Annotated in this window: 15 protein-coding genes and 1 riboswitch; of the genes, 5 read left to right on the top strand and 10 right to left on the bottom strand. The window is 72.9% G+C overall.

The genetic code is table 11. From position 1 onward, the window contains the following. Positions 1–14: 14 nt before the first annotated feature. The 4 genes from OO63_RS14365 to OO63_RS14350 all read right to left on the bottom strand — a co-directional run bounded on the left by OO63_RS14365 (position 15) and on the right by OO63_RS14350 (position 4,506). Positions 15–797, bottom strand: a complete 783-nt coding sequence (locus tag OO63_RS14365; protein ID WP_030358460.1) for a hypothetical protein — start codon at positions 795–797, stop codon at positions 15–17. Further along, positions 784–2,361, bottom strand: a complete 1,578-nt coding sequence (locus OO63_RS14360) for a vWA domain-containing protein (protein ID WP_051810854.1) — start codon at positions 2,359–2,361, stop codon at positions 784–786. Before OO63_RS14360 ends, OO63_RS14365 begins: the two co-directional genes overlap by 14 nt. Next, positions 2,358–3,623: a hypothetical protein gene (locus OO63_RS14355; protein ID WP_051810853.1), complete on the bottom strand. Its 1,266-nt coding sequence runs from the start codon at positions 3,621–3,623 to the stop codon at positions 2,358–2,360. The genes OO63_RS14360 and OO63_RS14355 overlap by 4 nt, the downstream gene beginning before the upstream one ends. Positions 3,624–3,972: 349 nt before the next feature. Continuing rightward, complete coding sequence (locus OO63_RS14350) at positions 3,973–4,506, bottom strand: hypothetical protein (protein WP_030358463.1); 534 nt, start codon at positions 4,504–4,506, stop codon at positions 3,973–3,975. Between the two features lie 156 nt (positions 4,507–4,662). On the opposite strand from OO63_RS14350, the gene OO63_RS14345 reads away from it, so the two are divergent. After that, complete coding sequence (locus OO63_RS14345) at positions 4,663–4,956, top strand: hypothetical protein (RefSeq protein WP_030358464.1); 294 nt, start codon at positions 4,663–4,665, stop codon at positions 4,954–4,956. Positions 4,957–4,993: 37 nt separating this feature from the next. On the opposite strand, the gene OO63_RS14340 is transcribed toward OO63_RS14345, so the two are convergent. The 3 genes from OO63_RS14340 to OO63_RS14330 are packed head-to-tail and all read right to left on the bottom strand — an operon-like array spanning position 4,994 to position 8,294. After that, complete coding sequence (locus OO63_RS14340) at positions 4,994–6,067, bottom strand: prenyltransferase/squalene oxidase repeat-containing protein (RefSeq protein ID WP_030358465.1); 1,074 nt, start codon at positions 6,065–6,067, stop codon at positions 4,994–4,996. Next, the gene (locus OO63_RS14335) at positions 6,064–6,834 is read right to left on the bottom strand and encodes a class I SAM-dependent methyltransferase (RefSeq protein ID WP_030358466.1); all 771 of its coding nucleotides are present in this window, start codon (positions 6,832–6,834) and stop codon (positions 6,064–6,066) included. The genes OO63_RS14340 and OO63_RS14335 overlap by 4 nt, the downstream gene beginning before the upstream one ends. Further along, positions 6,828–8,294 carry a glycosyltransferase family 4 protein gene (locus OO63_RS14330; RefSeq protein ID WP_234311164.1) on the bottom strand — a complete coding sequence of 489 codons (1,467 nt, stop codon included), beginning with the start codon at positions 8,292–8,294 and terminating at the stop codon, positions 6,828–6,830. Before OO63_RS14330 ends, OO63_RS14335 begins: the two co-directional genes overlap by 7 nt. A gap of 280 nt (positions 8,295–8,574) precedes the next feature. Between OO63_RS14330 and OO63_RS14325 the strand changes: the two genes are divergently transcribed. Continuing rightward, on the top strand, positions 8,575–9,210 hold the full coding sequence (locus tag OO63_RS14325) for a TetR family transcriptional regulator (protein ID WP_030358468.1): 636 nt from the start codon (positions 8,575–8,577) through the stop codon (positions 9,208–9,210). A gap of 73 nt (positions 9,211–9,283) precedes the next feature. Here the strand turns inward: OO63_RS14325 and OO63_RS14320 are convergent, their stop codons facing one another. Together OO63_RS14320 and OO63_RS14315 are read right to left on the bottom strand one after the other, a co-directional pair. Next, positions 9,284–9,517, bottom strand: coding sequence for a ferredoxin (locus OO63_RS14320; RefSeq protein WP_030358469.1), 234 nt, complete (start codon positions 9,515–9,517; stop codon positions 9,284–9,286). After that, on the bottom strand, positions 9,517–10,995 hold the full coding sequence (locus tag OO63_RS14315) for an aldehyde dehydrogenase (protein ID WP_030358470.1): 1,479 nt from the start codon (positions 10,993–10,995) through the stop codon (positions 9,517–9,519). Before OO63_RS14315 ends, OO63_RS14320 begins: the two co-directional genes overlap by 1 nt. 254 nt (positions 10,996–11,249) lie before the next feature. On the opposite strand from OO63_RS14315, the gene OO63_RS14310 reads away from it, so the two are divergent. From OO63_RS14310 to OO63_RS14305, 3 genes are all read left to right on the top strand, one after another. Further along, positions 11,250–11,885, top strand: coding sequence for a DUF6461 domain-containing protein (locus OO63_RS14310; protein WP_030358471.1), 636 nt, complete (start codon positions 11,250–11,252; stop codon positions 11,883–11,885). Positions 11,886–11,937: 52 nt separating this feature from the next. Continuing rightward, on the top strand, positions 11,938–12,108 hold the full coding sequence (locus tag OO63_RS45390) for a hypothetical protein (protein WP_157853999.1): 171 nt from the start codon (positions 11,938–11,940) through the stop codon (positions 12,106–12,108). A 123-nt stretch (positions 12,109–12,231) separates the two neighbouring features. Beyond that, positions 12,232–13,341: a Strvi_7410 family MBL fold metallo-hydrolase gene (locus OO63_RS14305; protein WP_030358472.1), complete on the top strand. Its 1,110-nt coding sequence runs from the start codon at positions 12,232–12,234 to the stop codon at positions 13,339–13,341. A 63-nt stretch (positions 13,342–13,404) separates the two neighbouring features. Here OO63_RS14305 and OO63_RS14300 read toward each other — a convergent pair whose 3' ends face one another. After that, positions 13,405–14,238, bottom strand: a complete 834-nt coding sequence (locus tag OO63_RS14300; RefSeq protein ID WP_078619126.1) for an SDR family oxidoreductase — start codon at positions 14,236–14,238, stop codon at positions 13,405–13,407. Between the two features lie 210 nt (positions 14,239–14,448). Continuing rightward, a riboswitch (cobalamin riboswitch) is annotated at positions 14,449–14,573 on the top strand. Positions 14,574–14,592 lie beyond the last annotated feature (19 nt).

Genomic DNA, 14,592 nt, shown 5'->3' with positions numbered 1-14,592 from the left:
GCTCCCACGCACCCTCAGCGGAAGATCGCCACCGCGTCCAGCGTCAGCTCGCCCGCGTCCCGGTTCCAGGTGCGGACCTTGCCCAGGCAGCGGGCCTGGAACTCGCCGCTGAAGTAGTCGTCCTCGTTGAGGAACTCCTGGCGGATGCCGTCGGCGGCGCAGGTGATGCGGACGTGGGCGGGTGGGACGCCGTTGCCGTAGCGGGCGCGCAGGACGACCTCGTCGCCGCCGACGCGGCGGGCGGTGAAGCGGCCGGTGACGGAGACGAACTCCGACATGACGGCGCTCAGCGGCACCCGCTCGTCGTCGCTGTCGCGCAGGGCGTCGGCCAGGGAGCGGTTGGGGACGAGCAGGCCGGTGGTGAGGTCGGCGTGGACGACGGCGTCCTCGCGGCGCATGGTGTCCATGAGCAGGCCGATGACGGTGATCGGGGTGTTCTGCTGGACGTAGGTGGTGAAGCGCTCCTTCGTCACGTCCCGCCGGGCCTTCGCGCCCGCCGCGCCGGTGACCTTCGCCCAGAGGCCGAAGCCGGACGTCACATTCGTGCGGTCGGCCACCTCCTGCTCCAGGGCCGCCGAGAAGCCGCCCGTCTGGTAGAGGTCCATGACGCGCTGCTCGTGCAGGTAGAAGCACATGCCGTGGAAGGTGCGGCGGCGCCGCGACCCGCGGCCCGGCCGCCCGAGCGCCCACCGCGCCACGGCGTACCGGACGAGGACGCCCACGCACACCGCTGTCGCCAGCCAGACCGTGACCCACGGCCACCACAGGTCCCACCACTTGCCGTCAACGACACCCACGGATCTCCTTGAAAGCCTGGGAGAGAGAAGAGGAGTTGGCGTCCACCATGCGCCCGCCGGTGGCGGCGGCGGCCCGGCGCAGCGCCTTCGCGTCGGCCTCGCCGAAGTGGACGGGGAAGGTCGGCACCGCGCGGGCGGCGGAGTCGAGGCGGGCGCGGTCGCGGGTGAACTCCCCGTACGTACGGCCCTCGTTGTTCTCCCCGTCCGTCATCAGGACGATGGACACCGGCTGTTCGGGATGGTCGGCCACGGACTTGGCGGCCACCTCATAGCCACGGCCGAGTGCCGACCACACGGCCGTGTCGGCGGCGAACCCGCCCTTGCCCACGAAGGAGTTGAGCGCCCGCAGGTCGCCGTCCCCGCGCACGGTCACGGTGCGCTCCTCAAGGACCCGGCCCGCGAAGCGCACCACCGTGAGCCGCTCGCCCCGGTAGAAGCGGGCGAACTTCCCCGTCGCCGTCGGATCGGCGCCGCTGAGGTCGGCGAAGGCCGCCCGCAGGTCCGCCATCCGGCGCCCCCGCATGGACGTCGAGAAGTCGAGCAGGAACACGACGTGGTCAGCCGCCCGGTTGCCCGGGGCGCCGTAGTCGTCCATCAGGCGCCGGACGACGGCGATCCTGTCGGGGTACGACAGGGCGTTCCCGATCTCCTCGCGGAGCCGGGCGGGCCGCGGCACGTCCTGGCTGACGGGCCGCCGCCAGGTGCGCTCCATCAGCTTCTTCTGCGTCTCGTCCCGGCGCAGCCAGTCGACGACCTTGCGGTACGCCTTGTGCTCACCCGCGTCGAGCAGCATCAGCGGGAAGTCGGAGAGGACCATGCCGTCCTCGGGGTGCACGATCTCAAGGGGCCGCTTCAGCTTCCCGGCCGCGTTCAGGGTGAGCAGCTCCGACTCGTGCGCGATGAGCGCGTCGGCGGCGCCCTGGCGGCGTACGTAAGTGTCGATCAGGTCGCGGGAGTTGGCGCCCGTGAGGGTCTGGCCGGAGCGGAAGCCGCGCAGCCGGTCGCAGGACACGTCCCGTTCACGCAGCGCCCGGCCGGTGCCCGCCGCCGCCGTGGCCACGCCCACGAGCGCGGCGCGCCCGGTGTCGCTGCGCCGCGGGTCGGGCATGCCGAAGCGCAGGGATCCGTCGGCGGCGGCGTCGGCGATGTCCGCCCAGGACAGGCGGCCTCCCGGAACGCCCCGGCGCAGCCGGTCCGCGACGGCCGGGGCCAGGCCCACGACCACGGGCGAGCGCATGATGGCCGTGGACTCGGGCCGGGCAGCGGGCGTACCGGAGTCCTGGAGCCGCAGGAGGTACGAGCGGTCGGAGGCGGGCCAGGCGAGGTCGTAGGGGCCGAGCGGCCCGGAGAGATCGGCGGTGGCCTTGTAGTCCAGCTTCAGCTCGACCCCCGTGTCCTCCTCCAGGTCCTCCAACAACGGCTCCACGTCGGCGAGTTCGGGGCTGGCGAGGACGCGCAGGGTGTGGTGCGGCTTGTCTTTGGTGCAGCCGGTGAGGGTGGCGGCGGCGAGGAGGAGGCCGAGGGCGAGCAGGGGCTCGGGGCGGCGGCGGCCGGTCCGGCTCATTCGTCGTCGTCCTGTCCCGGGGGCCGGCAGCTGCCCACGTGGTTGATGATCCGCTCCAGGGCGTCCAAGTCGGGTGCGTCCACCTTCGTCTGGTCCGGGTTCGGCGTCGGCACCTGCACCTCGTGCTCGCGCAGATACGCGTTGAGCTGCTCGCTCGTCCCGTCCTCGCCGGAGAACCGGACCCGGAAGCCCAGCTCGATGGCGCGCCTGCGCAGGGCGGCGTCGGACTCCATCAGATCGGTGAGCCGGTCCCCCTGCTCGCCGAGGGAGATCATCTCGGGCTCGGTGAGGGCGTGCGGCGAGGGGTAGAGCAGGACGCGCCGGTCGTCCTGCTCGCCGCGCTTCTTCTGGTGGTCCACCTGGTGCTTCAGGAACTGGTGCTCATAGACCAGGGAGACCGGCGCTATCGACTCGCCCTCGTCGGAGAAGTAGCTGTCGGCCTGCTCGTCGGCCGCCATGCCCTGGAGGTTGATCAACGGCTTGACCCGCGCGGCGACACCGAGGACCGGGTCGCCGGACGCGGGGCGCTCCGCTCCCTTCGCGCGCTCCGTACCCGGCGCCTGATTGCCGTTCTTCACGAACGCGAGAATGCTCAAGTACGTGCCCGCGGCGTTGGATTCGCAGACGCTGGAGGTACGGACGAGGACGCGGCCCCCGTTGCTGCGCCGCGAATGGTCCCTGAACCCGACGTCGTTCCAGGTCCGCTCCTCCTCGATCAGCTTCAGGAACGCGTGCATGTCCAGGTCGTAGTAGAGGGTGTCCCCGCCGCCCGCCGCCTTCTGCGGGCGCGCCACGCCCCGCGCCACCAGCGTCTTCGCGTAGTCCCTGAACGTACCGAGCACCAGCGGCGTGACGAACGGCCGCGCCGTGCGCACCGAGCGCTGCTGCCGCTGCAGGATCAGCTTCGCCGCGGGCTGGCCCGAGGGGAACACCACGTCCATCCCGCGCAGCGACTGCGTCGCGATGCCGCGCGAGCCGAGCCGGTGTATCTCCACCCGTATCCCGTGCTTCAGGAGCAGCCGCTGGACCTCGGGATCCTTGAAGAAGTCCGACTTCGACGCCATCTTCCCGTCGATCGTCGTGATCCGCTCGAAGGGGCGCAGGGCATTGCCGGAGATCGTGAGCGCGAGCAGACCCGCGACAGCGAGGGGGAGCGCGGCCAGGACGTGGCGGGGGTGACGGTGGCGGCGGCGCGTCGGGCGGCGTGTGGTCAGACGGGGCTCTTCGCTGGGTGTTCGGTCGGGTCCGCTTGCGTCTCGCACCGTGGGCTCCTGCGGGTGGCGGGGGCAGGATCCTCGGGGATGGGGGCGACGAATGCCCCTCGGAGGGGCCAACTCCGCGTGAATCGGGGGCGAATGACGGTGTGTCAGCGAGTGAGGGGTGGGCCCGGCTGGGGGCTCCCCAATCCCACCCCTTCCCGAAACTGGGGCTCCGCCCCAGACCCCGCTCCTCAAACGCCGGAGGGGCTATAAATTTCGCCGGTGCGGCAAGGTTTTAGCCCGTCCGGCGTTTGAGGACGAGGCGCGAAGCGCCGATAAGCGGGGGTCCGGGGGCGCAGCCCCCGGTTCGGGAAGGGGTGGGACTGGGGAGCCCCCGGCAAGGCCCCCGACCTCAGCCCTTCGCCAGCTCCCCCGCCGACGGCACCCTGTCCCTCACCTCGGCGCCCGCGCCCTTCCCCGCGTCCTTGACCTCGTTGATCGCACCGTCGAAGGACTTCACCACCGACTCCGTGGAGTCGCCCTTGCGGAGTTTGGACGGGAGGTCCTTGAGGGCGTCGATCCCGGCGGTGAGGGGGGCGACGGCCTTGGCGAGGGTCGGGTCGGCCTTGGCGTTGCGGAGGGCGGCCTTGAGGCGGTTGTAGGTGAAGGCTCCGGCCAGGCCCGCCTTGACGAGGGCGAAGCGGCGGCCGTCGGCGCCCGCGGTGAACTTGCCCGCGCGGTAGGGCTTCACGATCCACTGGTACGTCGCCCCGGCGGCCAGCCCCGCGTTCGCGACAAAGCGGGTCTTCGCCAGCTTCTGGCGTTCGGCCGTGCTCGTGGGCGTGGCCCCGGAGTCCTTGTCGTCGCCGCCGCATGCCGCCGTCGTGCCCGCGAGGAGGGCGCAGAGGAGCAGCGGGACGAGGGCGCGGAGCAGGGAGCGGGGCACGGTGACCTCCGGGCGGGGTGGGGGCGGCCGCCGCCAGCCTCACCCGGCGCGGCCGGGCCCGCCACCGGGGCGCGGCCGGCGGGGTGGCCGCCCCGCGGTCACCCGCACCAGCACACCTCCAGGTTTCGGCCACCCCTCCCCCGGTACCCGCCCCTCATGTCCCCCGTGAAAACCCGACGTACCAACGAAGCCGCCAGGGCCGTCGCCGTCATCGCGAACGTGATGGCCTTCATCCTCGTCCTGTGGGTTCTGATGGACCTGTTGGACGCCAATCGTGCGAACGACCTCGTGCAGGTCGTGCACGACGTGGCCCGCTGGCTCGCGGGCTGGTCGCACGATCTGTTCACGTTCGACGAGCGCTGGGCCCGCGTGGTCGCGGGGTACGGCCTCGCGGCGGTCGTGTACCTCGTCGCGGGGCACTTCCTCGCGGGGCGGCTGCGGCGGCACTGAGCGCCGCGCCGACCTCTCGGACGGGCCCGAAGGGGGCTCAGCCGCAGCAGTCCGGGTCCAGGCCCACCGGCAGCGCCGTCCCCGAGAACACCCCGCACGTCGCCTCGTCGCCGCCGAGTGCCGCGACGGCGAGGAGCAGGGAGCCCGCCGTCCAGGTGGTCAGCTCGACGGGCCAGATCGCGGCGTCCTCGAAGACGTAGCCCGTCCAGTACAGGCCGGACTCGGGGTCGCGCAGGTGCTGGATGGACTTGAGGACGTCCAGGGCGCGGTCGGACTCGCCGAGGACCCAGAGGGCGAGGGCGAGTTCGGCGCTCTCGCCGCCGGTCACCCACGGGTTGGGGTGCACGCAGCGCACGCCGAGGCCGGGGACGACGAAGCGGTCCCAGCCGTCCTCTATCCGGGACTTGGCCTGCGTGCCGGTGACGGCGCCGCCGAGGACCGGGTAGTACCAGTCCATGGAGTAGCGGTCCTTGTCGAGGAAGCGCTCGGGGTGGTGGCGGATGGCGTGGCCGAGGGCGCCGGTCGCCAGCTCCCAGTCCGGCTGCGGGTCGTCGCGCAGGTCGGCGAGGGCGAGGGCGCAGCGCAGCGCCTGGTAGACCGAGGAGCAGCCGGTGAGGAGGGCGTCCGGGACGGGGGTGCCGTCCGGGTCGCGCTTCCAGCCGATCTGGCCGCCGGGCTGCTGGAGTTCGAGGACGAACTCGACGGCCGCGACGACGACCGGCCACATGCGGTCGAGGAACGCCTCGTCGCCGGTGCTCAGATAGTGGTGCCAGACGCCGACGGCCACGTACGCGCAGAAGTTGGTCTCGCGGCCGCGGTCGGTGACGTCGTCCGGGTCGCCGTCGGCGTACGCCGCGTACCAGGAGCCGTCCGGGTTCTGGTGCCGGGCCAGCCACTCGTAGGCGCGGGCGGCGGCCGCGTGCTCGCCGGCGGCGTCCAGGGCCATGGCGGCCTCGGTGTGGTCCCAGGGGTCGAGGTGGTGGCCGCGGAACCAGGGTATGGCGCCGTCCTCGCGCTGGACGGCGAGGATGCCGCGGACCGTCGCCGTCGCCTGATCGGCCGTCAGCACACCCGGCAGGACCAGGCGTTCGGTGCGCTCGGGAATCGTCACGCCCCGGCCTTCGTGTCGACGGCCGGGTCGGTGGCGGTGGCGGTGGCGGCGGGCAGGTGCGGCTTCGTCGCGTACGCCACGAAGCTCTTGCCGATCAGCGGGTTGAGCGCCTGCTCGGCGACCTTCGTCGCCAGCGGCTTCTTCATGATGTCCCAGACCAGGAGCTTGTGGTACGCCCGCACCGGCAGCGCCTTGTCGTTGTCGACGCCGAACGCGCACTTCAGCCACCAGTAGGGCGAGTGCAGGCCGTGCGCGTGGTGCGTGCCGTACGGCTTGAGGCCCGACTCCCGCATTTTCGCGAGGAGTTCGTCGGCCTTGTAGATGCGGATGTGGCCGCCCTCGACCTCGTGGTAGGCGTCGCTGAGCGCCCAGCAGATCTTCTCGGGGCCGTAGCGCGGCACGGTCACGGCTATCCGGCCGCCGGGCTTGAGGACCCGGACCATCTCGGCGAGCACACCCTTGTCGTCGGGGATGTGCTCCATGACCTCGGAGATGATGACGACGTCGAACGACTCGTCGGGGAAGGGCAGGTTGAGGGCGTCGCCCTCCATGGCGGTGGCGGTCGCGCCCGCCGGGGCCTCGCCCGCCTCCTTCATCGCCGCGAACCACTTGGCGACCTCGCGGATCTCCTCCGCGTTCTGGTCGAGGGCGACCACCCGGGCGCCGCGCCGGTAGCACTCGAAGGCGTGACGGCCCGCCCCGCAGCCCAGATCCAGCACGCGGTCCCCCGCGGCGAGCGGGAAGCGGGTGAAGTCGACGGTCAGCACGTGGCCCTGCTTTCGGGTTGAGGTCCTGCAACTTCGCCGCGGGCCGCGGCCCCGGCCGTCGGCAGCGCGTGGCCGCGGGCCGTCGCGCGGGCGGCGCCCCGGCCCGCGGAGCGGTCGATCGCCGCGCGGTACAGCTCCGCGGTGCCCTGGGCCGCGCGGGCCCAGGTGAACTTGGCGAGGACCCGGGCCCGGCCCGCGGCGCCGAGCCGCGCCCGCAGCTCCGGGTCGTCCAGGAGCCGGGTCAGGCCCGCGGCCAGCGCGCCCGCGTCGCCCGGGGGCACCGCGAGGCAGGTGTCGCCGTCGCGGCCCGCGACCTCCGGGATCGCGCCGCCCGTGGTGGCGAGCAGCGGCGTGCCCGTGGCCATGGCCTCGGCTGCGGGCAGCGAGAAGCCCTCGTACAGGGAGGGCACGCAGGCGATCTGGGCCGAGCGGACCAGGTCGACGAGCTCCTCGTCGGTGATGCCCTTGACGAACTCCACGGCGCCCTCGAGGCCGTACTTCTCGATGGCCTGCGCCACCGGGCCGTCCTCGGCGCGCTTGCCGACGACGACGAGGTGCGCGGCGGGGTTCTCGGTGCGGACCTTGGCGAGGGCCTCGACGAGGTGGATCAGGCCCTTCAGCGGTACGTCCGCGCTGGACGTCGTCACGATCCGGCCCGGCACCTCGGGCACCGCCGGGTCGGGTGAGAAGAGGTTCGTGTCGGCGCCGATGTGGACGACGTCGACGCGGTCGGGGCGGACGCCGAGGTGGTCGACGATCTCCTGGCGCGAGGTGCCGGACACCGTGAGGATCGACGGCAGGCGGCGCGCGACGCGCTTCTGCATCCGCGTGAACGCGTACCAGCGGCGGACCGAGGCGCGGCGCTTCCAGTCGGGCGCGGCGTCGAGCTCCAGGCGGCGGTCGACGGTGATGGGGTGGTGGACGGTGGTCACCAGGGGGGCGCCGAGGTCGCCGAGGAGGCCGTAGCCGAGGGTCTGGTTGTCGTGCACGACGTCGAAGTCGCCGCGCCGGGCGCGCAGGTGGCGGCGGGCGCGCAGGCTGAAGGTGACCGGTTCGGGGAAGCCGCCGGTCCACATCGTCGCCACTTCGAGGGCGTCGATCCAGTCGCGGTACTCGTCGCGCTTCGGGGTGCGGAAGGGGTCCGGCGAGCGGTAGAGGTCCAGGCTCGGCAGCTCGGTGAGGCCGAGGCCGCGCAGGTCCTCGCCCTCGTCGAGCACGGGGTAGGGCTGCGCGCCGATGACCTCGACGCGGTGGCCGAGGCGGACCAGCTCGCGGGAGAGGTGGCGTACGTAGACGCCCTGGCCGCCGCAGAACGGGTTCCCCTTGTACGTGAGGAGCGCGATGCGCAGCGGGCGGTCGCCGTCGGCGGCCGCGCCCGGCGGCACGTCCGGTGTCGTGCCCGGTGTCGTGCCCGGCACCGGCCCCGGCAGGGGACCCGCCTCCATGGCCTCAGCGGTCACTCTGGCCCCCTTCTGCCTTCAGTTGTCCGCGAGATTACGCCGGGACGGTAATGTAGAACAAGTTTCAGACTTGTTCCTGTCATGATCGCCCTTGATCGCCGGACCCGCTCGAATCTACCGGCAGGTAGCCGGGCCGGAAGGTCCGGATCAGGTGATTCGCGCCACGGCGGCCGCCCTGCCATGCTGTGCGGTCCCGATGGACGGGAACAGGACGGGAACGGCACGGGGACTGGGCGGAAGCGATGGACACCGCTGACGGGACTGACGGGGCGACGGGACTATGACGGCTGACGCGAAGACGGCTGGAGCGGGCGCGGCACATCCGGCGTCGCCGCCCCTCACCGAACGCCAGGAGGCGCGCCGCCGCCGCATCCTGCACGCGAGCGCCCAGCTGGCGAGCCGGGGCGGCTTCGACGCGGTCCAGATGCGGGAGGTGGCGGAGTCGTCGAGCGTCGCCCTCGGCACGCTCTACCGCTACTTCCCCTCGAAGGTGCACCTGCTCGTCGCGACGATGCAGGACCAGCTGCAGCACATGCACACCACCCTGCGCAAACACCCCCCGGCCGGGGAGACCCCGGCGGAGCGGGTCGCGGAGACCCTGATGCGGGCCTTCCGCGCCCTCCAGCGCGAGCCGCACCTCGCCGACGCCATGGTGCGCGCCCTCACCTTCGCCGACCGGTCGGTGAGCCCCGAGGTCGACACGGTCTCGCGGCTCACCACGGCGATCGTCCTGGACGCCATGGGCCTGGAGGGACAGCCGACGGCGGCGCAGCTCTCCGCGGTGCGGGTCATCGAGCACACCTGGCACTCGGCGCTGATCACCTGGCTGTCGGGCCGCGCCTCGATCGCCCAGGTCAAGATCGACATCGAGATGGTGTGCCGTCTGATCGACCTGACGGTGCCGGACCCGGCCTGACGGTCCCCGGCGCGCTCGGAGCGCCATCCGTCGGGACGGCGCGGCGGGGACCCGGGGGCCCGCCGGACGCTCCCTAGTCCTCCGGCGGGAACACCACCTCCCCGCTGCCGAGCAGGGTCAGGGTGATGGCCTCGACGGGGCAGCTCTCGGCCGCCTCCAGGATCTTCTCGGCGGCGTCCGTCTCGGGGCGCGTGGGGTGCGACTGGCGGGCGGTGTCGAGGGTGAAGCCGTCCGGGGCGGTGCCCACGCACATGCCGGAGCCGATGCACACCGACCGGTCGACCTCGACGTGCCAGCGGTCACCCATCAGGCACCGCCCCCGTCGGTGGCGGGCTCGTACCCCGGCGGCAGGTGGATCATCTTGTGCTCGAAGTACTCGCCGTAGCCCTCGGGGCCGAACTCCCGCCCGAGGCCGGAGTTCTTGTAGCCGCCGAAGGGGCCGAGCATGTCGAGGCTGAAGGCGTTCACGGAGTACGTGCCGGTGCGCACCCGGCGCGCCACGTCGATGCCGCGCTCGACGTCGGCGGTCCAGACGCTGCCGCTCAGGCCGTAGTCGGAGTCGTCGGCGATGCGTACGGCCTCGTCCTCGTCGCCGTACGGGAGCAGGCAGATGACGGGGCCGAAGATCTCCTCGCGGGCGATGCGCATGGAGTTGTCGACGCCGCCGAAGAGCGTCGGCTCCACGTACCAGCCCTGGTCGAGCCCGGCGGGACGGCCGCCCCCGGCGAGGATCTTGGCGCCCTCCTCCTGCCCGATCCGGATGTAGTCGAGGGAGCGGCGCTGCTGGCGCTCGGCGACCAGCGGGCCCAGCTCGGTCTCGGGGTCCATCGGGTCGCCGACCTTCAGGGCGGACGCGGCGGCGGCGAAGGCGTCGGCGAACTCGTCGTAGCGGGAGCGCGGGAGCAGGATGCGGGTCTGGGCCACGCATGCCTGGCCGTTGATCATCCAGGCGAAGGGCACGATGCCGGCGACGGCGCCCGCGAGGTCGGCGTCGGGCAGGATCACGGCGGCCGACTTGCCGCCGAGTTCCAGGGTGACGCGGGTGAGGTTCCGCGCGCAGACCTCCATCACCCGCTTGCCCGCGGCGACGGAGCCGGTGAAGGACACCTTGTCGACGCCCGGGTGCGCGACCAGGTACTCGCTCACCTCCCGGTCGGCCGAGAGAATCGAGAGCACGCCCTCGGGCAGGCCCGCCTCCTTGGCGATCTCGGCGAGGACGTACGCGTCGAGGGGTGCCTCCGGCGAGGTCTTCAGGATCACCGGGCACCCGGCGAGCAGCGCGGGCGCGAGCTTGGCGGCGGCGGTGAACTGCGGGACGTTCCAGGGGACCACGGCCGCGACGACCCCGACGGGCTCGCGCCGCACCAGGATCCTCCCCAGCGCCCCGTCCCGCGCCTCCTCGTACGTGAAGCCGCGCGCGGTGGTGATCGCCGCGTCCCACACCATCATCGACGACAGCGCCTGCACCATCACCGAGGCGGTGTACGGGGTGCCGTTCTCGGAGCTGATGACCCGCGCGATCTCGTCGTGCCGCGCCCCGACCCCGTCCTTGATCCGCTCGACGACCGCGATCCGCTCGTCCAACGTCATGCGCGGCCAGGGCCCCTCGTCGAAGGCCTTCCGCGCCACCGCGACGGCCAGGTCGACATCCGCGGGCGCGGCGTGCGGCACCCGCGCGAACACCTCCCCCGTGTGCGGCGAGACCACCTCGATGACGTCCTTGCCGAGCGGGTCGACCAACTCCCCGCCGATGAACAGCTGTCCGTGTTCCACGAGCTCGGTCATGACTGACTGCCTCCTGCGGGACGCGTGCCGTTCCGGCACCGGATCCCCGACGCCGCCTGTTCCTGAATCCCGGCGCCGCGCGTTCCTGACGCCGTTTCAGAACTGATACCAGTTCTAGTTAAAGGAGGCCAGGGTTAGCGCGAATCGGGCTCTCACCAGCGCAGACGTCGCCGGTGCGATGTCAGTGGCGACCGCTAGCGTTCGGCGCGCGAGGCCGCGATCGCGGTGGAACACGGCACGGAAGGAACAGTTCGATGAACCAAGGACCCGCGGCCAAGGGGCTGTCCTGGATACCCGACGACTACAGCGTCGGCTTCACCCTCACCCTCGCCGAGGGCCTCTCGCCGCACGAACTGCTGCGCGACGTCGGCGCCGAGGAGCACCACATCCTCCCGCTGTCCCGCTCCGCCGCGTCCGAGCTGCTGCTCCGGGGCGAGGAGGACCACATCAGCGACCTCGACTTCCTGGACTGGGAGGACGAGGAGGCGGTCACCCGCCTGACGAACGCGGGCTTCCTGCCCGCCCCGCCGGACGCCATCGTCAGAGCGGGGTCGGTGGCGGGCTGGGCGTACGCCCTGGAGGAGTACAGCTGCCACACGGAAGCACACGTCACGGCGCTGTCCCGGCGGGGACGGGCGCTGTGCGTGCACAGCAGCGCCAAGGGCTCCAGCCACGTCGACTACGCACTGCGCGGCGAGCCGGTGACCACCTTCGAGCCGGGCCTGCCGCACCTGACGAACGGCACCTCCGCCGAGGTGGCACTCGGTTTCGTCCACGACGGCGACGAGGCGGGCGATGTCGCGTTCCTGCGGTTCCTGGAGAACGAGTTCGGGCTCCGCGTCCCCTGGGAGGAGACGGAGGCGGAGCTGCCGTCGGCCGCGTTCAGGTGAGGCGGACCCCGCTCTGTACGGTGATCGCCAACAGGGGAGACGGGGGAGCACCATGACCGATCAGGACTGGGACGACGACAGCGGGTATCACCGGGCCGTGGGGCGGGCGTGGGGCACGGTGGCCTTCGCCTCCTGTTGTTCGCTGGTGGTCCTCGGGCTCGGGGTCGTGGCGCTCTTCGGCGCGGGAGTCTTCCTGTCGCTCGCCGAGGCGCTCGGAGAGTAGCCCGACAGGCCGTCCGGCTTCGGGCGGGAAGCCCCAATCCCCCGTCCCCCCAGTCGACTTGAGCGACTATCGAAACAAGTTCTAGTTATAGTGGGCACCCTCGGCGGCGAGCGGGGGCAACGGATGGCTCAGGGCAGCGGCGCGGGGATCGTCGCGCACGGTGGTGGGGTGTGGAGCATGCGGGTGCCCATCCCCGACAACCCGCTCGGGTACACCCTCGTGCACCTCATGGACACCGGTCGTGGGCCCGTCCTGATCGACACCGGGTGGGACGACCCGGGGTCGTGGGACACCCTCGTCGCGGGGATCGCCGCGTGCGGGGCCGACGTCGGGGACGTGCACGGGGTGCTGATCACGCACCATCACCCCGATCACCACGGGCTCTCCGCGAAGGTGCGGGAGGCGTCGGGGGCGTGGATCGCCATGCACGACGCCGACGCCGACGTGGTGCGGCGCACCCGCGAGCACGCGCCCGCCCGCTGGTACGGGTACATGGCGGACAAGCTCGCCGCCGCCGGCGCTCCCGCCGAGCACGTGGCCCCGCTGCTCGCCGCCCGGGACGCGGGCCGCACCCCGAGGCTCCCGGGTCTCGCCCCCGCCCTGCCCGACCGGTCCATCGCCCCCGGTGAGCTCCTCCCCCTCGCGGGGCGCGCCCTGCGGGCGATCTGGACCCCGGGGCACACCCCCGGCCACGTCTGCCTGCATCTGGAGGAGGACCATCCGGCGGGGCTCGCCGGTCGCGGGCGGCTCTTCTCCGGCGATCACCTGCTGCCCGGCATCACCCCGCACATCGGTCTTTACGAGGACCCGGACGACCCCACGGCCGTCACCGATCCGCCCCCAAGCTCTCGGCTTCGCTCGAGCAGGGGGGACCCCCTTGGCGACTATCTGGACTCCCTGGAGCGCGTCGGGCGGCTCGGCGTCGCCGAGGTGCTGCCCGCCCATCAGCACGCCTTCACCGAAGCCCGGCCCCGCGTACGGGAGTTGCTGGACCACCACGAGGAGCGCCTCACCCAGCTCCTCACCCTGCTCACCGAGCCCCGCACCCCCTGGCAGCTCGCCGAGCGCATGGAGTGGAACAGGCCCTGGGCCGACATCCCCTACGGCTCCCGGAACATCGCGGTGTCGGAGGCGGAGGCCCACCTGCGGCGGCTTGTGAAGCTGGGGCGCGCGGAGGCAGTGGCGGGGAGTGATCCGGTGACGTACGTGGCGTGCGGGGAGGGTGGGGCATAGACGGCGCTCACCCCGGCGTCCCGACGCCCCGGCAGCCCACCCACCCGGCCGGAACGCCGACGCTCACCAGCCCTCGTCCCCCCGCAGCACCGCGTCCGCACCCCCGTCGATGAACACCACCTGACCCGTGACGTGCGTGTTCTCCGGCGCCGTCAGATGGTCCACGAGCGGGGCGACCTGCTCGGGGTCGGCGTAGCCGTGCAGGGGCATGGGTACGCCCGCGTCGGCGACGGCGCGGGTCTCGGGGTTCTCCAGCATGGGGCGGCTGAGGGGGGTGCGGACGATGCCGGGGGCGATGACGTTGAGGGGGATCCCGGCGCCCGCCCAGGCGTCGGTGACCGCGGCCCTGCGCACCCAGCGGACCAGGGCGCGCTTGGAGGAGGCGTACACGAGGGGGCCCTCGCCGCGGTCGACGGCGGCCCGCGCGGCGGCCACGGCGGCCTCCTCGTCGTCCGCGAGGACGGCGGCGACGATCGCCGGGTCGGTCTCGTGCACGGCGGCGACCGACGACACGGCGAGCGCGCGCGGGTCGCGGCCCACGGCGAGCAGCGGCCGCAGGCCCGCGAGCGTGGCGATGGCGCCGAAGGCGTTGACCCGCACCGTGACGGGGTCGAACACGCCGACCCCCGCGCACGCCACCACCGCGTCGAGCCGCCCGCCGCCCAGCTCGGCGGCGGCATCGGCGAGCAGCGCACGCCCGTCGGCGGTCCCCAGGTCGGCCTGGATGTCGACGCCGTCGGTGTCCTTGACGTCGGCGCCGATGACCCGGTGGCCCCGGCCGGTGAGGCGGCGCGCGACGGCCCGGCCGATGCCGGACGCGGCGCCGGTCACGAGGCAGACCCGGGCGCCGTCCCGCCCGCCCGGCCTCATCTCACGCTCCGTCGCGGTGACCGCCATGCGTGCTCCCTCTCCACTCCCGTATCCAGAGGCCCGAGCCCGTATCCAGAGGCCCGAGCCCAACTCCCGTGTCCAGAGGCCCGAGCCAACGTAACGCCGCCCCAGCGGCCCCTGCCAGACCGCGCCGGGAGCACGGTCCTGGCTCCGGCGCGCGCCGGAGCGAGGGCGGCGGGACCCCGTGCCGGGCCCCGGGGCGCGGGCTACGGGCCGGTACAGTGGGCGGGTCGTCTCATGCGCGTACGAGGGGAAGCCGGTGGAAGTCCGGCGCTGACCCGCAGCCGTACAGCCGCGCACAACCCGCGCGGCAAGCCGGAATGCCTCGCACGCCGCATGACCGGCTCGCGTCATCGGATC

The organism is Streptomyces alboflavus (assembly GCF_000716675.1).
Lineage (GTDB): Bacteria > Actinomycetota > Actinomycetes > Streptomycetales > Streptomycetaceae > Streptomyces > Streptomyces alboflavus.
This window is presented reverse-complemented; position numbering and strand designations above follow the sequence as displayed.